We start from the raw sequence: 20505 nt of genomic DNA, 5'->3' as shown, positions 1-20505 counted from the left end.
GCAACCCACTGCGGACCCGCTCCAGCAGCTTGCGGTGGCCTTCCCGGTCAATGCATCGTGATGCCGCCCTCTACGAGCCATGCGTGCGACAGTCTCATCAGGATCGCTCCGTCCAACGTGACAGGTGGCGAGCAATGAGACGTTCGGCCTTTGACGGATATCGCGCGGTTCACCGGCGATAGCTGCGAAACAGTTCAGGCGTGTCGCAGCGATCGCCCCGTGTAATCGCGTCAAGCCGCAGCCGCCCCGTCCAACGCCGGATAATCCACATACCCGCGCGCATCGCCGCCGAAGAACGTGTCGCGCTGCGCGTCGTTCATCGGTGCGCCCGTCTTCAGCCGCGTGACGAAATCCGGATTCGCGAGCACCATCTGGCCGTACGCTTCGAGATCGGCAAGACCCGTCGCGACATCCGTGCCGATCGCGTCGCGCGTGCGGCCCGGCCGGTTCACGATCAGCGTGCCGCGCCAGCGCGCGCGCAGGTCCGAGAGCAACGGCTCGTTGCCCTGGTGCATCACGTGCAGGTACGCGAGGCCGAGCCGGTCGAGCTGCGTCGCCAGGTAGCGATACAGGTCCGGCCCTTCCACGCCTTCGTCGATGCCCCACAACGTGGTGCCCGGCGACAGGCGAATCGCGGTGCGGTCCGCGCCGATCTCGTCGGCGATCGCCTCGGCAACCTCGATCGCGAAGCGCGCACGATTTTCGATTGAACCGCCGTAGGCGTCGCTGCGCGTGTTCGCGTTCGGCGCGAAGAACTGCTGGACCAGATACCCGTTCGCGCCGTGGATCTCGACGCCGTCGGCGCCGGCCTCGATCGCGCGGCGCGCGGCGAAGCGGAAGTCGTTCACGGTGCCGCGCACTTCGTCCGTCGTCAGCGCGCGCGGCGCGGGAATCTCCTGCATCCCTTTCATCGTGAACATCGGCACGCCCGGCGCGATCGCGGAAGGCGCGACGCCCTGGCGATGATGCGGCGTATTGTCGGGATGCGACATGCGCCCCACGTGCATCAGCTGGATGAACAGGCGGGCGCCGCGCGCATGCACGCGCTCGCTGACCGCCTTCCAGCCGGCGACGTGTGCATCGGTGTAGATGCCGGGCGTCGTCAGGTAACCCTGGCCGTCGTCCGACGGCTGCGTGCCTTCGCTGACGATCAGGCCGAGATCCGCGCGCTGCGCGTAGTACTCGGCGGCCAGTGCGCCGGGCGTGCCGTCGAACGCGGCGCGGCTGCGCGTCATCGGTGCCATGACCAGGCGGTTCTGCAGCGTGTAGCGGCCGACACGGGCCGGGGTGAACAATGCGTCCATGGTGCGTGCTCCTCGAGGGTCGGGTAACGGCACCGGGGCGGTGCCGTCTCGGGCGCGGGCCGCGCACCGTGCGCGCGCCTCGCCGCCATGGACACATCATCCATTGCTTCCTTTTCGAGATAAATATGGTAGTTTGGATAACATTGATCCATTGATGGAGCAGTGGCGTGGAACTGCTGAACGACATGGCGCTGTTCGTGGAGGTCGTGAAGGCGAAGGGCTTTCGCAGCGCGGCCGACGCGCTGGGGATGCCGAATTCGACGCTGTCGCGGCGCATCGGCGCGCTGGAAAAGGCGATCGGCTTGCGGCTGCTGCATCGCACGACGCGCCGGATCGAGCTCACGGAAGCCGGGCAGCTGTATTTCGAGCGCTGCAAACGCATCGTCGACGAAGCGCGGCTCGCGCACGAGCAGCTCGGCGAGTTGCTGGCCGAACCGTCGGGCGTGCTGCGCGCGTCGTTTCCGGTCGATTTCGCGGTGGTCTACCTGGCGCCGCTGATCGTCGAATTCGCGAACCGCTACCCGAAGCTCACGTTCGATTTCGAACTGACGTCGCGGCGTGTCGACCTGGTGAGCGAACCATTCGACGTCGCGATCCGCATCGGCGAATCGGCCGATTCGCAACTCGTCGCGCGGCGGCTCGCGACGTTCCGCAATCACCTGTATGCGTCGCCGCGCTATCTCGAGCGCGCGGGTGAGCCGCGCGAACCGGACGACCTGCGGCGGCATCAGTGCCTGAGCGTGCAGCGCGTCGATGCGTGGACGCTGCACGACGCCGCGCGGGAGCTCGAGGTGCCGGTGGGCGGGCGTTTCATCGTGAACAGTGTCGGCATGGTTCGGCAACTCGCCGTGCACGAGGCGGGCATCATCCAGATGCCGGCGGAAGTCGTGGCCGACGACGTGGCCGCGGGCCGGTTGCGTCGCGTGCTGCCCGACTGGGAGGGCGCGCCCGTTCCGGTCTACGCGATGACGGAAACGCGCTTGCTGCCGGCGAAGACGCAGGTCTTCATCGAGTATCTGCGCGCGCATTTCGCGCAGGCGTGACGGGCGGCTGCGCGGACGATCGTCCGCCGTTCACTGCTGCGCCGGCTGCGGCGCGTCGCCCTGCGTTTCCCATTTCTTCAGGATGCGCACGCGCGCCTGGCTGAAGTCGACCCAGCAGTTCAGCCACGCGTCGTCCGGAATCATCTGCTGCGGATTGGCGGTTTTGACGTAGTCGCAGGTGTCGCTCGCGAAGCCGTGCCAGCTTGCCTGCGACTTCGCGAGCTGTTTCGCCGCATCGGGGTTGCGTTGCCGGGTCTTGCGTTCGAGCGACCGGTACGCGCGTTCCACTTCCTGGTTGTTGTTGTCGACGATGCATCGGCGTACCGCATCCATCGTCGGCCCCTGCCGTTCGCAATCGACCGCGGCGAACGCGGACGCTGCGCCGCTCGCGAGCGCGGCGACGGCGAGAAGGCGGGTGGCGTACCGGATCGTGTCGCGCATGCGCGGAGAGGGAGTCGTGGGGCGGGACGTGTGCGACGTACTTGCTTATTGCGCGTTGCGCGCCGACGTCGATGTCGACGTCGATTCGCTCACCGGCACCATCCGCGCCTTCGTCTCGTTCGCGGCTTTCGCGTCGTCGTCGGGTTCGAGCACGAACCGGAACGAATCGACCCGCTGCATGACCTTCGCCGCATACGCGCTGGATCCGCCGCTGTAGCTCTTCAGCCCGGCCTGCACGTTGCCGCCGGCCGCTTTCACGTAGCTGGAGAGAATCCGGGAGCCGGCCTCGACGTTCGCATTCGGTTCGGTCAGGTCCTTCACGTTACGCAGCATGCCGCGGTGTGCGGACGGCACGACCTGCATCAGTCCGGTCGCGCCGTGCTGGCCGCGCGCCTTTTCCTGGAAGCGCGATTCGATCGAGATGATGGCGTAAACGAGTGCGGGAGGCAGCGAATATTTCGTCGCAGTGACGCTCACGATATCGGCGAGCTTGGCGGCCCGCTCCTTCGCGACACCGAATTTCTTCGTCAGGTAGGACGTGATGCGGCGGTTTGCTTCGTTCGGCTGATCGTCGGCGTTCGCGAGCGGCGCGGAGGCGACAGCCGGCGCCGATGCCAGCACGTCGGGCGCAGAGGCAGGCACGGCGGGCGTTTGCTGGGCCGATACCTGTTGCGCAATGCCGAGCGAGAGCACGATCAGCCAGAAAAACCGTCGTCGCATGGTCGAGTGCGGGGAAATGGGAGGCGCATAGTATATCGGCCAATCGGGCAAGACGGTCGAGTGCCGGCTCGAATGAAAGCGATGTGTAGGCTTGTGACGTTCGCAACGATCGACGCGGCGATCGTTGCGTGGACACGCATCGGAGTCCGGATGACCGCTAGTTGATGATCTCGCCGATGCCGGTTTCGATGCGGATTCTCAGTTGCTGAATGAACGCCGGATCGTACGGTTCCCAGTGATCGAGTTCGCCAACGATCTTCAAGGGCGATGTGCTTCGATACGAGCGCGTCGGATTGCCCGGGAATTTCTTGTCCGTGACGTTCGGGTCGTTTTCGAAGGCCCCGGTGGGCTCGACGATATAGACCCGCGGCTTGCCGTCGCCTTTGGCCATTTCCGCGGCAAGGCCGGCGCCCTTGGGCAGGGCCGTGAAATAAACGTGATTCATCACGACGTCATCCCGGTAATTCGATCTGAAGCCCGCCGTCAGCAAGTCGCCGATCCGCAAATCCGCTTTCGTGCCATGAAAAAACGGGCCGGTGTCCAGGACAGCCACGGCTTCTCCCTTGGAAAATGTCGCGATGTCTTCTAGGCGCGCCGTGCGCTCGCCACTCGCGCAATCGACCCGATCGCATCGCTGACGAGTACCGCAAGCAGCCCGACGATCACGCCGCCCTGCAGCACGAACGCGGTATTCGACGTCTGCAGGCCCGCGATGATCACGTCGCCGAGGCCGCGCGCGGCGACCGTCGAGCCGATCGTCGCGGTGCCGAGATTGATCACGACCGCGAGCCGGATGCCGTTGACGATCACCGGGAACGCGAGCGGCAGCTCGACCGACACCAGTTGCTGCCAGCCGCTCATCCCCATCCCGCGCGCGGCGTCGACGACATCGCGCGGCACGTCCTCGAGCCCCGCGATCGTGCTTTCGAAAACCGGCAGCAGGCCATACAGCACGAGCGCGATCAGCACGGGTTTCAGCCCGAAGCCGACGGCCGGCACCGCGAGCGCGAGCACCGCGACCGGCGGGAAGGTCTGGCCGATGTCGACGACGCTGCGCGCGACCGGCAGGAAATCCGCGCCGGCCGGCCGCGTGACGAAGATCCCGGCCGCCACCGCGACGATCGTGCCGATCAGGCTCGACAGCGCGACCGTGCCGAGATGCGCGAGCGTCAGGTCGAGCAGGCTCGCGCGATCGTAGATGACGGGCGCGCCGTTGTCCGCGAACGGTGCGAAAAGGCCCTGCAGCCACATCGGCCGCACCAGCAGCACGAGCAGCAGCGCGAGCGCGGCGGCGCGCGCCGTGAACGCGGCAACGTGGCGGGGCAGGGGCGAACGCAAGGGCCGTGTGCGTTGCGTGGCATCCGGCGTCGTCATGCGGGCTGCCTCGCGTGCGCGCGGATCGCGTCGAGCGTGATGCGGCGCGCGCCGCGCGCGTTGCGTGCGTCGCCGTCGGCGACGGGCAATGCATCGACACCGCGCCACAGCAGTTCCGACACCGCATCGCGCAGCGTGCGCGTCGCGTCGATCGGCTCGCCGTCCGCATGGCCGGGTTCGGCCACTGCGTCGATCGGCGTCAGCGCGAGCAGGCGCAGCGGCCGGTCGACGCCCGCGACGAGCTGCTCGACGACACCGGCCGCCGGCTTGCCGAGAATCTCGGCCGGCGGCGCGACCTGCAGCAGCCGGCCGCCGTCCATCACCGCGATCGTGTCGCCGAGCTTCAGCGCTTCCTCGATATCGTGCGTGACGATCACGACCGTGATGCCGAGGCGGCGCTGCAACGCGAACAGGTCGTCCTGCGCCTTGCCGCGGATGATCGGATCGAGCGCGCCGAACGGCTCGTCCATCAGCAGCATCGCGGGCTCGGCCGCGAGCGCGCGCGCGACGCCGACACGCTGCTGCTGGCCGCCCGACAGTTCGTGCGGCAGCTTGTCCGCGAACTCGGCCGGCGCGAGATGGAACAGGTCGAGCAGCTCGTTCACGCGCGCGTCGATGCGCGCGGCCGGCCAGCCGAGCAGGCGCGGCACGGTCGCGATGTTGCGCGCGACGCTCCAGTGCGGAAACAGCCCGTGCCCCTGGATCGCGTAGCCGATGCCGCGCCGAAGCTGTTCGGGCGCGACGGTCGCCGTATCGACGCCGTCGATGCGGATCGTGCCGCTGGTGGGGGCGATCAGCCGGTTGATCATGCGCAGCAGCGTCGACTTGCCGCTGCCCGACGCACCGACGAGCGCGGTGATCGTGCCGCGCTGCATCGTCAGCGAGACGTCGTCGACGGCGACGACATCGCCGAAGCGTTTGCCTGCACGTTCGATCTCGATCATCCTGTACGCCCCTTCGCGAGCGTGGTCGCGGCTTCGAATATGACGGCGGCCACCAGCGCGAGCCCGATCGTCGGGATCGCGCCGAGCAGCACGAGATCGGCGGCCGATTGCCCGATCCCCTGGAAGATGAAGGTGCCGAATCCGCCGCCGCCGATCAGCGCGGCGACCGCGGTCAGCCCGATGTTCTGCACGAGCACGATGCGCACGCCGCTCAGGATCACCGGCAGCGCGAGCACGAGGTCGACATGCAGCAGCCGCTGCGCGCGCGTCATGCCCATCGCGCGCGCCGCTTCGGTCACGTGCGGCGGCACTTGTCCGAGCCCGACCACGACGCTCGACGCGATCGGCAGCAGCGAATACAGGAACAGCGCGAGCACGGCCGGCGCGACACCGATGCCGCGGATGCCGAGCGCGGCCGCGAGCGGCACGTGTGCGGCCAGCAGCCCGAGCGGGGCCATCATCAGCCCGTACATCGCGATGCTGGGGATCGTCTGCACGACATTGAGCACGGGCATCGCGACGGTCCGCACCGCCGCGATGCGCGCGCAGGCGATGCCGAGCGGCACGCCCGCGACGAGCGCGGCGGCCACCGAGCCGCCCGCGAGCGACACGTGACGGATCGCTTCGCGCCAGAAATCGTCGCTGCGCACCGCATATTCGCGCATCACGGAGAGGCCGTCCCACCAGCCGCTCGCGAGCGGCACCGAGATCGCCGCGATCGCGACGACGAGCGCGGCGAGGCGCCGCCACGGGCCGAACGCGAGCCGTGCGAGCGCGTCCGCGACGAGCACGGCCCACGCGAACAGCAGCAGCCAGACGCCCGCGTCGGGCGACACGCGCGCGAGCATGTCGTCGGCGGCGACGACGTGCGCCGCGGCCGCGCCGAGCGCGTACGCGAGCGTCGCGAGCCATGCGCAGCCGGCCGCGAGCCGCCACGCGGGGCGGCTCGCCTTCATCGCCCACAGCGCGCCGACGATCCACAGCGCGGCCAGCGCCGCGCCCTGCATCGCCGGCAGCGCGGCGAACACCGACAGCCCCGTGCCGGCCGCGATCCGGTTCGGCCGCAGCACGACGAACGGCAGGCCGAGCACCGCGACGATCGTGAGGATTCCGATCAGGATGCCGACCTTGTCGGGGATCACGCGCCGCGCGGACGCCGCCGCGCGTTCGGTCATTTCACGAAGCCCTTCGCTTTCAGGTAGCTTTTCGCGACGCCGGCCGCCGGCTCGCCGTTGATCTGGATGCGCGCGTTCAGCGACTGCAGCGTCTTCAGGTCGAGGCTCGCGAACACCGGTTTCAGGTAATCGGCGATCTGCGGGTGTGCTTTCAGCACGGCTTCGCGGATCACGGGCGCCGGCGCGTAGACGGGCTGCACGTGCTTGTCGTCGTCGAGCACCGCGAGGCCGCTCGACGCGATGCCGCCGTCGGTGCCGTACACCATCGCCGCGTTCACGCCGTCGGTCTGGTTCGCGGCGGCCTTGATCGTCGCGGCCGTGTCGCCGCCCGACAGCACGACGAGCTGCTCGGGCTTCAGCTTGAAGCCGTACGCTTTCTCGAACGACGGCAGCGCCGACGCGCTGTTCACGAATTCGGCCGACGCGGCGAGCTTCACCTTGCCGCCGCCCGCGACCCACTTGCCGAAATCGGAGAACGTCTTCAGGTGCTGCGACTGCGCGACGGGGGCGAGCAACGCGACGCCCCACGTGTTGTTCGCGGGCGCCGGGGCGAGCCACACGAGATGGTTCGCCGCGTAGTCGAGCTTCTTCGCGGCGTCGTAGCCCTGGCTCGCGTTCTTCCACAGAGGATCGTCGGCCTTGTTGAAGAAGAAGGCGGCGTTGCCCGTGTATTCGGGGTAGATGTCGATCTCGCCGCTCGTGAGCGCCTTGCGCACGATCGGCGTGGTGCCGAGCGCGATCTTTTCGGTGACGGGGATGCCGTGCGCCTTCAGCACTTGCGAAATCAGGTTGCCGAGCAGGTTGCCTTCGGTGTCGATCTTCGACGACACCACGACGGGTGCGTCGGCGTGCGCGCCGGGTGCGACGAGGGCGGCGGCGAACGCGAGGCCCAGAATCCGGGCGGGCAGGGCGAGCTTCATGAGCCAATCTCCAGGACGGGGGCGTAGGCCGCACGTTACTTGACTGGGCGGGCTTTGGCAAACCGCGTGCGGCGGCGTGTCCACAGCCCGCGTGGGGATAACCCGCATGAGTCGCGCGGGCTTGTTACACTCGATTTCGTCTCCGCCTGCCGACAATTGCCGACATGAAACCCGAGCTGCTGGTCCTCATCGCATTGCGCGGCGACGCGCACCGCGAGATCGCCGCGTCGTTCGACGTGCGCCATGCCCCGACTGCCGAAGAACGCGAACGCGCGATCGCCGAACACGGCGGCACGATACGCGCGGTGCTGACCAACGGCAGCACGGGGCTCACCGGCGCCGAGATCGACCGGCTTCCGCAACTCACCTTCGTCAGCGCGCTCGGCGCGGGCTACGAGCATATCGACGTCGCGCATGCGAAGGCGCGCGGCGTCACGGTCGTGACGGGCGCCGGCACCAACGACGATTGCGTGGCCGACCACGCGTTCGCGCTGCTGCTCGCGGCGGTGCGCAACGTGGTGCCGCTCGATGCGAAAACCCGTGCCGGCGTGTGGCGCGACGGGCTGCCGATGCCGCCGAACGTGTCGGGCAGGAAGCTCGGCATCGTCGGGCTCGGCAAGATCGGCGAGAAGTGCGCGCGTCGCGCAGCCGGCTTCGACATCGAGATCGGTTATCACAACCGGTCGGAGAAGAACGTTCCCTATCGCTATTTCGACCGCGTCGACGCGCTTGCGCAGTGGGCCGATTTCCTGATCGTCGCGACGCCGGGCGGCGCGGGCACGCGGCACCTGATCGACCGCACCGTGCTCGATGCGCTCGGGCCGGGCGGTTTTCTCGTCAACGTATCGCGCGGCAGCGTTGTCGATACCGCTGCTTTGGCAGACGCGTTGCGCGAAGGGCGCATCGCGGGCGCGGGGCTCGACGTGTACGAAGGGGAACCGGAACCGCCGCGCGCGCTGACGGATCTCGACAGCGTCGTGCTGACGCCGCACATGGGCGGCTGGTCGCCGGAGGCGCTCGATCGCTCGGTGCAGCAGTTTCTCGACAACGCGAAGCGGCATTTCGCGGGGCAGCCGGTGTTGACGCCGGTGTGATGGCCGCAGGGCGGGCGCGGGTCAGCCAGCCTGTCTGCAGAATTCCCAATAGAAATCCGGCAGGTTCGCCGGCTTGTCGCCATCGAGGTCGATCCAGCCGAACTGGTCGTGCTCGTCGCTCAGGACGATTTCGTGCCGATCGACCCGGCACTCGAAGCACACGATGAGCACGCGCTTGCCCGGCACGACCTCACACGAGCGGCTCGCCACGTAGCGGATCGCCGAGGCGACGATTCCGCATTCCTCCCGCACTTCGCGCGCGACGGTTTCCTCGAGCGATTCGCCGGCTTCGGGCCAGCCGCCCGGCAACTCCCATTCGTCGCGTGGATTGCGCAGGAACAGGACCGAGCGCCCGTCGCGGACGATGGCTTTCGCGCTGAGGGGGATCATGAGGCGGCACCGTTGGCGTTCGACTTTCGCAGCGTAGCGCAGGTGTGCCGTTCCTGCAGCGATCCCCCGCCTGCGCCAACGAGCGCGCAGACGGGGGAGGCGGCGCCGTTGCGCCGGACGCCGGCGTGCGGTTACACGCCTGCCGACGACGCCAGCGGCACCGTCACCGACGTCCCGGCCGGATCGAGCGTGAGGCCCGTGCCCGGCGTCGGCCGCAGCGTTGCCTCGTTGTCGCTGGACAGGACGACGAGCCCCAGCCGGTGGCCGGCTTCCAGCTTGTAGTCACGCGGCATGAACGTCAGCTTCAGGTCGTACGGCATCCCGGGCAGCACGGGCTCCGAGCGCCACTCGGACCACCGGTTGCGCGGGTCGGTCCACGCGCGCGTGACGATCGTGGCCGTACCGTCCGGCGCGCGATCGACCAGCAGGGCCGTCACGTTGGCCACCGCCGTGAAGGTCAGCCTGACGCGTGCGGTCGCGGCACCGGACAGGCGTGTCGCGGCCGTGAGCGGCGCGGTTTCGAAACGGCTGCGATTCTCGCCGGTCGGTGCGTTCGCCAGCGTGAGCGCGGTGATGCGCGCGTCGTCCGTGAAGCGCGCGAGCGGGCCGCCGGTCGGCAGCCGCAGCAACGAGCCGGTGCCTGCGCCGTCGCCGCCGGCAAAGTACGTGACCGGCGTGGCGTGACGTGCGGCCCAGTCCGCTTCCTTCAGCAGCGTGCCGTCCGCCTGCTCGATCACCGCGCGCGGATCGCGTTCGACGCCGTTGTCATAACCGATCAGGTAACGCGTAAACCAGCGGTTCACCTCCGCGGTCCATGCATCGGCCATCGCCGGCACGCGGGTCGGGTCGGTGTGCTTCAGGCGGTGCAGCCACAGCTGCGTCGGCACGCCCTGGCGCCGCATCGCGAGATACCACGCCGTCGACTGGTCGACGCGCACGTTGTCGTCGGTCAACCCTTGCGCAACGAGCGCCGGCGCGACCGCGAAGCCGGTCGGGATGTCGCGCGCGGCCCAGAACGGCGAATAGTCGCCGGTCTTGCGGTCTTCCTGCTGCAACGCTTCGTCGATCAGGTGCGTGCAACGCTCCGGATGCGCGTTCGTCAGCAGCGCCTTGATGTACACGTCGACGTCTTCGCCCTGATAGCCTTCCGGCGCACGCACGAGCCCGCCCGAGCGGTAGTAGCCGTACATGTTCGTCAACCCGGCGACCGGCACGATCGCATCGAGCCCGCGCGTGCGCAGGCTCGCGACCATCTTCGGCAGCGTGCCGTCGTACGACACGCCGTACATGCCGACGTGGCCCGTCGACCAGTTCGCGACGACCGTCTTGCCGTTCGCGTCCTTCGCGGTCGCGTCGCGGCCGAGCCAGCGGATCACCGATGCCATCGCGACCGATTCGTCGCGCGTGAGGATCGTCGGGCAACCGTCCGAGCCGGCGGTGCCGAGCGAATCCGCGTAGACGATCGTGAAGCCGCGCGGAATGAAGTAGCCCTCGATCCACGAGCGCCCGGCGGCGGCGGCCTCCACCTGCTGCAGCATCCGCACCTGCGGCGCGGCGGCCATGATGCGCGCGGACGTCGAGGCGGCCGCGGCCGCCTGCGCATTGGCGGCGGGGTGCGGCGTGCCGTCGAGTTCGACGTCGACGTTGTGGTCGGGGCTGTCGGCGAGGCCCGCGTAGTACGGGCTCGCGAGCACGATGACGGGCGTACGCGCGCCGTTCGCGGTTTCGGTCGGGCGCACGATGCGCACGTGGATGCGGTCGCGCGTGCCGTCGCCGTCGGAATCGACCGACGTGTCGACCCACGCGTTCTCCTCGATCGTGCCGCCCGACAGCGACGGCTGCACCTGGCCGTTCGCGATCACGGGGCGATAGCGGCCGCCGCTGGCCGGATTGGCGTACGGGACGCCGGACGGCGAGATGCGTGATGAGAGCGACTGCTTGTCGGCCGCCGATGCGGCGGCCCCCTCCTGTTGGCCCTGCGCGAGCGCCGAGACGCCCGCCACGCTGCCGCCGTCGTCGCCGCCGCACGCGGCGAGCGTCGTGGCCGCAACGAGCGCGGGAAGCCACGCGCGACGCAATCCGGTTCGATGAATGTCCATTGTCGACCTCTTGTTGTGATTGTCCGGAACCGGCCGGCCCGCGATATGCCCCCCGCGGCCCGGCCGGGTGCTGCATCGGATGAAACGGAACTGCACCTTCGAAAGCGCCGGGCGCGATGCCCGGGTGTCACGGCCGGTGTGGACGCGCGTCACGCGTCGCGCAACCCGGCGGGTGTCGGGGCGACTGCATTGCCCCGACCGGAAAGCGTCAGCACGGCCGCCGGTTCATGACGCGCGGTCGGCACGGGGCCGGTGGCGCGAAGTGAATGGAGGAGTGCGAATCAAATGCGGGCATGCCCGATCTTCCTTCAGGTTTCGGATGAAACGGAACGGCACGATGCGATGAGGCGGGGATGGTGCGAACGGCGGTGCTGCAACGGCAGGAAAGCGCGACGCGAGTCGGCGAGGCGAGCCGGATTGCTTTCCGGAAGCTTGCGCAAACTTATCTCAGTGAAATCCTGGTGTCAAACTTTTTTAGTTTCAGTCAAACAAAGTATTGGCACGTCCTTCGCGATCGATGTGCGATCGGTCTAAATTTCCGCGAAATTTGTCCGTAAACGGTAAAAAACGGATTGAAAGGAGAGAGAGGGCATGACGATTTCAGTCACGGCAGCGAGCGGCCTTACGCTTGCGCAGATGGTGCAGGAAGCCGCGCTCGACGGGCGTCGACAGGCGGACACGGCGGCCGGGAAACCGCAGGACACACCGCTCGAGATCCGGGCGCTGGACCCGGAAGCGATGCAGGCGGCGCGCACGAAGCAGTTGACGATCCTGGGCGACCTGTCGACGAAGCTGCGCGACGTCACCAGCCAGCTCGCGACGAGCCTGCAGGAGATCATCGCGAAGCGCCCGGACCTGGCCGACGCGAAGTTCGACTTCATGACCGACAACGGCCGGATCAAGGTCGTGTCGAAGACGATGACGGAGAGCGATCGCGCGTGGGTGGAGTCGACGCTGAACGCGAACGCGGGCCTCGTGCTCGCGACGCGCGAGTTTCACCAGCAGGCCGTCGACTTCGCCGAGCAGGGCGCCGCCGCGGTGGGCGACACGTTCTCCGACGACGATCGCAAGGTGGCCAGCCAGCGCGCCGACGCGGACTTTCTCTTCATGAAGGAGATGAATGCGTCCGTCGCGCGCAACCGGAAATTCGAGGAGGTCGGCGGGCATTTCACCACGCAGGACGGCACGCGGCTGAACTTCGACGAGTCGGCCGGCAGCGCGCGCGGCACGCTCGCGCTGCTGGATACCGATCGTCAGTTGTCGTCGGGCGCGGCGATCTTCGTCAGCGACGTGTCGGGGCAGAAGACGTACGGCAGGCGTGCGGGCCTGATCGACGTCGGCTTCGGGAACGCGTTCGAGGACATCCTGAACGGCACCCACAGCGTCGGTTTTCACGAGACGGCATGACGGCGCACCACGCCGCGCCGAAGCGCCGCGCGCCTATTCGTCGCGCAGTGCTTCGGCCGGCCGTACCCGCGCGGCGCGCCAGCTCGGGTAGAGCGTCGCGACGCACGACATCAGGAACGCGGCCGCGGCGATCTCGATCACGTCGATCGCCGCAAGCTTCGACGGCAGCGAACTGAGGAAGTACACGGACGGCGTCAGGAAGTGGATGCCGAGCAACCGCTCGACCGCCGGCAGCACCCACGGGATGCTCACCGCGATCGCGCAGCCGAGCGCGACGCCCGCCAGCGTGCCGGTGAGACCGATCGTCATCCCCTGGATCGCGAAGATCTTCATGATCGACCCCGGCGGCGCGCCGAGCGTGCGCAGGATCGCGATGTCGCCCTGCTTCTGCGTGACGGTCATCACGAGCGACGACACGAGGTTGAACGCGGCGACCGCGACGATCAGCATCAGGATCAGCGACAGCATGCGCTTTTGCAGCCGCTCGGCCTCGAACCACGTGCGGTTCTGCCGCGTCCAGTCGCGGATGTAGAGATCGCCCGACAGCGAGCGCGACAGTTCCAGCGCGACGTCGGGCGCGCGCTGCAGATCGTCGAGGCGCAGCCGGATGCCGGTCGGCGCGCGCACGTTGAACAGCGTCTGCGCGTCGCGGATATGGATGTATGCGAGCGCGCTGTCGTACTGGTAGTGGCCCGACTCGAACGTGCCGACCACGTTGAACTGCCGGAACTGCGGCAGCGCGTCGCCGATGCGCGCGGTGTTGCCGGGCGCGAAGAACGTGATGCGGTCGCCGATCTTCACGTGCAGCGCGTCGGCCAGCGCCGAACCCAGCACGATGCCCATCCCGCCCGGCACGAGCGCGTCGAGCCGCCCCGTCTTCGGCTTGCGCGCGATCTCGGACACGCGCGGCTCGAGCACGGGGTCGATGCCGCGCAGCGCGACGCCCGTCACGCTGCCCGCGTTCGTCAGCAGCGCCTGCGCGTCGACGTAGGGCGCGACGGCGCGCACCGCCGGATTCCGCAGCGATTCGTGCGCGGTGAGCCGCCAGTCGGGCATCGCGCCGGTGGGCGAGAAGATTTCCACGTGCGCGAGCACCGACAGCATCCGGTCGCGCACTTCGGTCCGGAAACCGTTCATCACCGACAGCACGACGATCAGTGCCGCGACGCCGAGCGCGATGCCGGCCATCGCCGCGCCGGCAATGAACGACACGAAGCCGTCGCCGGCCGAGCGCCGGCCGCCGCGCGCGTAGCGCAGCCCGATCTGCCATTCGAACGGGAGTTTCAAGCGGATTCCTTTCATTTCGATTCGATTCGTGCCGAGCCGCGCATTCTAGCGAACGCGGCGCGGGTGCGCGCAGCGGTTGGGGCGGCGAGCCGAAATCCCGCCCGACCGGACGGTCGACGGCCGGCGTTGCGCGCCGGCACACCGATATTTCCATCGTTTCGGGTCTGATCGATAATGGCGGCCAGCATCCGGTCGAACACAACATTCCAAGCATTCCGGCGCAACCAGGGCCGCGCCGTCACAGACCAATAAATCTCGGGGAACGCCGCCGAAGCCGGCCGCACGTCCTTGAACAAGGAAATAACAACATGGATTTGCTGCGCTTCCTGCTGCTCCTGCCGATTCGCGCGGCGGGCTTCGTCTGGTGGCTGCTCGGCTGCGCGCTGCGGCCGCTGGTCGGCGACGTGTCGTGGACGGCGCCCGCGTGGATGGGCATCACCGCCGCGGCCGTGCGCCGCCGCCCGTGGCACGCCGGCGGCATCGTGCTGCTCGCGGCCGCGCTCGGCTACGGCGGTTACTGGTTCAAGCATCGGCCGAAGCCGCCGGAGCCCGAGACCGTCACGTTCACCGTGAAGGCGCCGCCGATCACCACCTATGAGGTGGACGACAGCGACAAGCCGAAGATCACCGTGCATCCGCTCGACGTCGTGTTCTCGCAATCGGCCGCGCCGATCGAGCAGGTCGGCAAGCCGGCCGGAGAGGGCATCGAGATGACGCCCGCGCTCAAGGGCGCGTGGGCGTGGGTCGACGACAAGACGCTGCGCTTCACGCCGGCGGCCGACTGGCCGGTCGGCGCGCACGTCGAGGTGCGTTTCGCGGTGCACCGGGTGTTCGCGCCGCAGGTGACGATGCACGACGACCGCTTCGCGTTCGATGTGCCCGCGTTTGCCGCCACGTTCGGCAACAACGAGTTCTACCGGAATCCCGACAATCCGGCGGAGAAGCAGGCGCTGCTGCAGCTGCGCTTCAACTATCCGGTCGATCCGGCCGAATTCGAGAAGCGCATCGGCCTCGTGCTGGTCGGCCGCGACGGCAAGAATGCGACGCCGCTGCGCTACACGGTCAACTACGACAAGATGAAGACGAGCGCGTGGGTGTATTCGCAGCCGCTCGAGATTCCGCGCGATCCGCTGGTCGCACGGCTCGACGTCGACAAGGGCGTGAAGAGCGCGCGCGGCGGCAACGGCACGCCCGACGTGCTGCACGCGGCGGTCGACGTGCCGGGGCTCTACAGCCTGTCGATCGACAACATCGCGCCGACGCTCGTCGACAACGAGCGCTACGAGCCCGAGCAGGTGCTCGTCGCGGAAGCGTCCGACGGCGTGCGCAGCGCCGACCTCGCGGCGCGCGCGAAGGCGTGGGTGCTGCCGAAGCGCAAGCCGGGCGTCGACCAGGCGGACGACGATCCGCCGTACGAATGGAACGTGGCCGACATCAGCGATGCGGTGCTGAAGCAGTCGAAGCCGCTGCCGCTCGAGGCGGTGCCCACCGAGAACGATTTCGCGACGCTGCAGAGCTTCAAGTACCACGCGACGCCGGGCGAGCGCGTCGTCGTGCGGTTCGAGGGCGACCTGAAGTCGGCCGGCGGCTACCTGCTCGGCGAGCCCGTGACGACCGCGTTCACGGTGCCGGACTATCCGAAGCTGCTGCGCTTCATGGCCGACGGTTCGCTACTGTCGATGAGCGGCAGCAAGCGGTTGTCGGTCGTGTCGCGCAACCTGCCGGGGATGAAGGTCGAGATCGGCCGTGTGCTGCCCGACCAGCTCCAGCATCTCGTGAGCTTCAACAACGGCACGTACGCGCGGCCCGAGCTGTCGTATTCGTTCAGCGAGGATCACATCGTCGAGCGCTTCGTGCAGACGCGCGCATTCCCGGCCGGCGAACCCGGCAAGGCGCATTACGAAGGCATCGATCTCGGCCAGTACCTGAAGGGCGGCAAGCGCGGCGTGTTCCTGCTGCACCTGACGAAGTACGATCCGGCCGCCGAGAAGAAGAAAGCCGATGACGCGAAGGACGGCGATGCATCGTCCGGCGACGGCAGCCAGGATCAGTCCGACAACGCCGACTCGGGCGACAGCAGCGGAAACGACAACGACAGCGACAGCGCGCTCGGCGATACGCGCCTGATCGTCGTGACCGATCTCGGGATGCTAGTCAAGAAGGCGCTCGACGGCAGCCAGGACGTGTTCGTCCAGTCGATCCGCACGGGCAAGCCGGTTGCGGGCGCAACGGTATCGGTGCTCGCGGTGAACGGCCAGGCGCTGTTCACGCAGACGACGGGCGCCGACGGCATCGTGCATTTCCCGGCGTTCAAGGGGCTCGACCGCGAGAAGCGGCCGCAGCTGTACGTCGTGAAGAAGGACACCGACCTGTCTTTCCTGCCGGTGGCCGGCCGCGATCGCCAGCTCGACTTCTCGCGTTTCGACGTCGACGGCGAGCGCAATGCGACGGGCCAGGGGCAACTGTCCGCCTACCTGTTCTCGGATCGCGGCCTGTATCGGCCCGGCGATCCGTTCCACATCGGCCTGATCGTGCGTGCCGCGAGCTGGGCGCGCAGCCCGGCCGGCGTGCCGCTGCAGGCGGAGATCGTCGACCCGCGCGGGATCACGGTCGAGCGCAAGCCGGTGACGGTCGATGCGACGGGCTTCACCGAGCTCGGCTATACGACGGCCGAAACGGCGCCGACCGGTACGTGGACGGTCAACCTGTACATCGTCAAGGACGGCCAGCCCGGCGCGGAGCCGATCGGCAGCACGACGGTGCAGGTGAAGGAGTTCCTGCCGGACCGCATGAAGGTCGACGCGAAGCTGTCGCAGCAGGTCGTCGAAGGGTGGGTGAAGCCGAAGGGGCTGAAGGGCGTCGTCGACGCGCAGAACCTGTTCGGCACGCCGGCGGAGAAGCGTCGCGTCGCGGCGACGCTGACGCTGCGCCCGGTGTGGCCGTCGTTCCGCAGCTGGCAGGGTTATCACTTCTTCGACGCGCGCCGCGCGAAGGAGGGCTACACGACGACGCTGCAGGACGGCACGACCGACGAGCACGGCCATGCCGAATTCGACCTCGATCTCGACAAGTACGCGGATTCGACCTACCAGCTCTACTTCCAGGCGAAGGCCTATGAAGCGGAAGGCGGGCGCAACGTCGCCGCGAACGCGCAGACGCTCGTGTCGAACAACGACTGGCTCGTCGGCTACAAGTCCGTCGACGATCTCGGCTACGTGAAGCGCGGCAGCCCGCGCACGGTGCGGCTCGTCGCGATCGATCCGAACGCGAAGGCGATCGACGTGAAGGGCCTGCGCGCGCAGCTGGTCGAGGAGCGCTACGTGTCGGTGCTGACCAAGCAGGATTCCGGCGCATACAAATACGATTCGCGGCTGAAGGAGGTGCCCGTCGACGAGAAGCCGCTGACGATTCCGGCGGCCGGGCTCGACTTCACGCTGCGCACCGACAAGCCGGGCAGCTATGCGCTCGTGATCCGCGACGCGGACGGCACCGCGGTGAACCGGATCGAGTATTCGGTCACGGGCGACGCGAACGTCACGCGTTCGCTCGACCGCAACGCGGAGCTGCAGGTAAGCCTCGCGAAGCACGACTACAAGCCGGGCGAGCAGGTCGAGATCGCGATCCGCGCGCCTTACGCGGGCAGCGGCCTGATCACGATCGAGCGCGACAAGGTGTATGCGCACGCATGGTTCCATGCGGACACGACGAGCTCGATCCAGCACATCACGGTGCCGGCCGGTTTCGAGGGCAACGGTTACATCAACGTGCAGTACATCCGCGATCCGTCGTCCGATGAAATCTTCATGAGCCCGCTGAGCTACGGCGTCGTGCCGTTCTCGGTGAACCTCGATGCGCGCCGCAACGCGCTGTCGGTCGACGCGCCGGCGCTCGTGAAACCCGGCGACACGGTGAATTTCACCGTGCATTCGGCGAAGCCCGCGAAGGTCGTCGTGTTCGCCGTCGACGAGGGCATCCTGCAGGTCGCACGCTACAAGCTCGGCGATCCGCTGAAGTTCTTCTTCCGCAAGCGGATGCTTGAAGTCGGCACGTCGCAGATCCTCGACCTGATCCTGCCGGACTTCGAGAAGCTGATGGCGATGGCCGCGCCGGGCGGCGACGCCGACGATGCGATCGGCCGTCAGTTGAACCCGTTCAAGCGCAAGCGCGACAAGCCGGTCGTCTACTGGTCGGGGATCGTCGACGTGAACGGCGACACGCGCCTGAGCTACACCGTGCCCGACTACTTCAACGGCAAGCTGCGCGTGATGGCCCTGTCGGTGTCGCCGGACCTGGTCGGCACGTTCGAGGGCGCGACGACGGTGCGCGGCGACTTCGTGCTGTCGCCGAACGTGCCGACGACGCTCGCGCCGGGTGACGAGGCCGACGTCAGCGTCGGTGTCTCGAACAACCTGACGGGCGCCGGCAACCAGCCGGTGCCGGTCGCGGTCACGCTGAAGACGGGGCCGCAGTTGCAGGTGATCGGGCCGGCCACGCAGAACGTCGCGCTCGCGCCGCAGCATGAGGGCGTCGCGATGTTCCGCGTGAAGGCGACCGATACGCTCGGCTCGGGCGCGCTGTCGTTCGGTGCGCGCTACGGCGCGAAGGGCGCGCAGCAGCGCGTCGACGTGTCGGTGCGGCCGGCCGCCGCGTTCCGCACGCAGCTCGACATCGCGCGGCTCGACCCGGGCAAGAAGGCGAGTGTGCCGAACCTGCGGTCGATGTACGACGCGTATGCATCGCGCGACGCGAGCATCTCGACCGCGCCGCTCGTGCTGTCCGAAGGGGTGGCGTCGTATCTCGTCAACTTCGAGCACTACTGCAGCGAGCAGATGGTGAGCGCGGCCGTGCCGCGCGTGTTCGCGGCGAAGTGGCTGTCGGTGCGCGCGCTGACGAGCGCGATGCATGCGACCGACGCCGGCGCCGACACGACGAACGCGGCGGCGATCGCGCAGTTCCTCGGCGTGCTGCGCGGCCGGCAGAACGCGCAGGGCGGGTTCGGCCTGTGGAGCGCGACGCCCGACGCCGATCCGTTCGTGTCCGCGTACGCGATGCACGTGCTGCTCGACGCGCGCGAGCGCGGCATCGCCGTGCCGAAGGATATGCTCGACGCGGGCAACCAGTATCTGCAGAGGCTCGCGGCGAACGATTCGCTCGGCTCGCTCGACCTGCTGCGCCAGCGCGCTTATGCGGTGTACTTGCTGACGCGCCAGGGCAACGTGACGACCAACAGCCTCGCGGCCGTGCAGAAGCGGCTGCAGGATGCGTATCCGAACGACTGGAAGAACGACCTCGCGGCCGCATGGCTTGCCGCGTCGTACCAGCTGCTGAAGCAGGACAAGGAGGCCGCGGCGCTGATCGCGGGCCCGCAGGCGCTGCTCGAGCGCAAGCGCGCGTCCGACGGCGGTTACGTGACCGGCTACTACCTCGATCCGCTGACGCGCGACGCGAGCGTGCTGTACCTGATCGCGAAGCACTTCCCGGAGCGCGTGCGCAAGCTGTCGCCGCGCGCGATGGACAACCTCGCCGCGCCGCTCGTCGACAACCGCTACAACACGCTGTCGTCGGCGATGACGATCCTCGCGCTCGATGCGTATGCGGCGTCGAGCGCGGGCCAGCTCGACCAGCTCGCGATCGACGAGGTGCGCGCGGGCGCCGCGCCGAAGGACGTGTCGTCGATCCAGGCGAACCTCGTGCGCTCGGGCACGTGGGCGGCCGGTGCGTCGCGCGTCGACTTCGTGAACGGCAGCACGCTGCCCGCGTGGTGGATCGCGAGCCAGTCGGGCTACGACCGCGGCACGTCGACGAAGGCGATCAGGAATGGCCTGGAGATCGTGCGCGACTACACCGACACGGACGGCAAGCCGCTCGGGAAAATCACGCTCGGCCAGGAGATCGACGTGCACCTGAAGATCCGCGCGACGGGCCCGGCGAACGTCGGCAACATCGCGATCGTCGACCTGCTGCCCGGCGGCTTCGATCCGGTGATCGCGCCGCCGCCCGTCGCCGACACGCAGGACGGCGACAGCGACGGCGGCGCGTCGGCGCCGGTGGCCGATGCGCCGTGGCGTTCGCCGATCGGCGTCAAGGGCTCCACGTGGCAGCCGCAGTTCGCGGACGTGCGCGAGGACCGCGTGGTGATCTACGGCACCGCGACGACGGACGTGCGCGAGTTCGTCTACCGGATCAAGGCGAGCAACGCGGGCCGCTTCGTCGCGCCGCCGGCTTACGGCGAGTCGATGTACGACCGCCGCGTGCAGGCACAGGCACCCGGCGGCACGGCGCTGACCGTGGAGCGCGTGCGATGACG

The 20505-nt window shown here is 68.5% G+C and carries 16 protein-coding genes; 4 read left to right on the top strand and 12 right to left on the bottom strand.

Annotated features, from left to right (window positions below):
- Positions 1 to 230: 230 nt before the first annotated feature.
- On the bottom strand, positions 231 to 1304 hold the full coding sequence (locus APZ15_RS22335) for an alkene reductase (RefSeq protein ID WP_027790633.1): 1074 nt from the start codon (positions 1302 to 1304) through the stop codon (positions 231 to 233).
- A gap of 167 nt (positions 1305 to 1471) precedes the next feature.
- On the opposite strand from APZ15_RS22335, the gene APZ15_RS22330 reads away from it, so the two are divergent.
- The gene (locus APZ15_RS22330) at positions 1472 to 2347 is read left to right on the top strand and encodes a LysR family transcriptional regulator (RefSeq protein ID WP_027790634.1); all 876 of its coding nucleotides are present in this window, start codon (positions 1472 to 1474) and stop codon (positions 2345 to 2347) included.
- A 30-nt stretch (positions 2348 to 2377) separates the two neighbouring features.
- Here APZ15_RS22330 and APZ15_RS22325 read toward each other — a convergent pair whose 3' ends face one another.
- The 7 genes from APZ15_RS22325 to osmF all read right to left on the bottom strand — a co-directional run bounded on the left by APZ15_RS22325 (position 2378) and on the right by osmF (position 7921).
- Positions 2378 to 2788 (bottom strand): lysozyme inhibitor LprI family protein, encoded by a 411-nt coding sequence (locus tag APZ15_RS22325; protein ID WP_080982123.1) that lies wholly within the window; start codon positions 2786 to 2788, stop codon positions 2378 to 2380.
- A gap of 45 nt (positions 2789 to 2833) precedes the next feature.
- Positions 2834 to 3508: a lytic transglycosylase domain-containing protein gene (locus APZ15_RS22320; protein ID WP_027790636.1), complete on the bottom strand. Its 675-nt coding sequence runs from the start codon at positions 3506 to 3508 to the stop codon at positions 2834 to 2836.
- Between the two features lie 157 nt (positions 3509 to 3665).
- Entirely contained in the window at positions 3666 to 4061 is a 396-nt protein-coding gene (gene arr, locus APZ15_RS22315; RefSeq protein WP_021156322.1) for an NAD(+)--rifampin ADP-ribosyltransferase, read from the bottom strand.
- A gap of 32 nt (positions 4062 to 4093) precedes the next feature.
- Entirely contained in the window at positions 4094 to 4882 is a 789-nt protein-coding gene (locus APZ15_RS22310) for an ABC transporter permease (protein ID WP_027790637.1), read from the bottom strand.
- Positions 4879 to 5826 carry an ABC transporter ATP-binding protein gene (locus APZ15_RS22305; RefSeq protein ID WP_027790638.1) on the bottom strand — a complete coding sequence of 316 codons (948 nt, stop codon included), beginning with the start codon at positions 5824 to 5826 and terminating at the stop codon, positions 4879 to 4881. The genes APZ15_RS22310 and APZ15_RS22305 overlap by 4 nt, the downstream gene beginning before the upstream one ends.
- Complete coding sequence (locus APZ15_RS22300) at positions 5823 to 7001, bottom strand: ABC transporter permease (RefSeq protein WP_027790639.1); 1179 nt, start codon at positions 6999 to 7001, stop codon at positions 5823 to 5825. Before APZ15_RS22300 ends, APZ15_RS22305 begins: the two co-directional genes overlap by 4 nt.
- Entirely contained in the window at positions 6998 to 7921 is a 924-nt protein-coding gene (gene osmF / locus APZ15_RS22295) for a glycine betaine ABC transporter substrate-binding protein OsmF (protein ID WP_027790640.1), read from the bottom strand. The genes APZ15_RS22300 and osmF overlap by 4 nt, the downstream gene beginning before the upstream one ends.
- Before the next feature lie 164 nt (positions 7922 to 8085).
- On the opposite strand from osmF, the gene APZ15_RS22290 reads away from it, so the two are divergent.
- Positions 8086 to 9015 (top strand): 2-hydroxyacid dehydrogenase, encoded by a 930-nt coding sequence (locus APZ15_RS22290; RefSeq protein WP_027790641.1) that lies wholly within the window; start codon positions 8086 to 8088, stop codon positions 9013 to 9015.
- Positions 9016 to 9036: 21 nt separating this feature from the next.
- On the opposite strand, the gene APZ15_RS22285 is transcribed toward APZ15_RS22290, so the two are convergent.
- Together APZ15_RS22285 and APZ15_RS22280 are read right to left on the bottom strand one after the other, a co-directional pair.
- Positions 9037 to 9405, bottom strand: coding sequence for an NUDIX domain-containing protein (locus APZ15_RS22285; protein WP_027790642.1), 369 nt, complete (start codon positions 9403 to 9405; stop codon positions 9037 to 9039).
- A 131-nt stretch (positions 9406 to 9536) separates the two neighbouring features.
- Positions 9537 to 11504: a Xaa-Pro dipeptidyl-peptidase gene (locus APZ15_RS22280; RefSeq protein ID WP_027790643.1), complete on the bottom strand. Its 1968-nt coding sequence runs from the start codon at positions 11502 to 11504 to the stop codon at positions 9537 to 9539.
- Between the two features lie 591 nt (positions 11505 to 12095).
- Between APZ15_RS22280 and APZ15_RS22275 the strand changes: the two genes are divergently transcribed.
- On the top strand, positions 12096 to 12911 hold the full coding sequence (locus tag APZ15_RS22275) for a hypothetical protein (protein ID WP_027790644.1): 816 nt from the start codon (positions 12096 to 12098) through the stop codon (positions 12909 to 12911).
- A 33-nt stretch (positions 12912 to 12944) separates the two neighbouring features.
- Here the strand turns inward: APZ15_RS22275 and APZ15_RS22270 are convergent, their stop codons facing one another.
- Positions 12945 to 14198 carry a lipoprotein-releasing ABC transporter permease subunit gene (locus APZ15_RS22270; protein ID WP_027790645.1) on the bottom strand — a complete coding sequence of 418 codons (1254 nt, stop codon included), beginning with the start codon at positions 14196 to 14198 and terminating at the stop codon, positions 12945 to 12947.
- Between the two features lie 11 nt (positions 14199 to 14209).
- Positions 14210 to 14494: a hypothetical protein gene (locus tag APZ15_RS41085; protein WP_124536427.1), complete on the bottom strand. Its 285-nt coding sequence runs from the start codon at positions 14492 to 14494 to the stop codon at positions 14210 to 14212.
- 12 nt (positions 14495 to 14506) lie between these two features.
- Between APZ15_RS41085 and APZ15_RS22265 the strand changes: the two genes are divergently transcribed.
- On the top strand, positions 14507 to 20503 hold the full coding sequence (locus tag APZ15_RS22265) for an MG2 domain-containing protein (protein WP_027790646.1): 5997 nt from the start codon (positions 14507 to 14509) through the stop codon (positions 20501 to 20503).
- Positions 20504 to 20505 lie beyond the last annotated feature (2 nt).

The sequence above is a fragment of the Burkholderia cepacia ATCC 25416 genome, from assembly GCF_001411495.1.
In the GTDB taxonomy this organism is placed as follows: Bacteria; Pseudomonadota; Gammaproteobacteria; order Burkholderiales; family Burkholderiaceae; genus Burkholderia; species Burkholderia cepacia.
The sequence above is the reverse complement of the archived record's forward strand: the minus strand, read 5'-3'. Positions and strand labels throughout refer to the sequence as shown.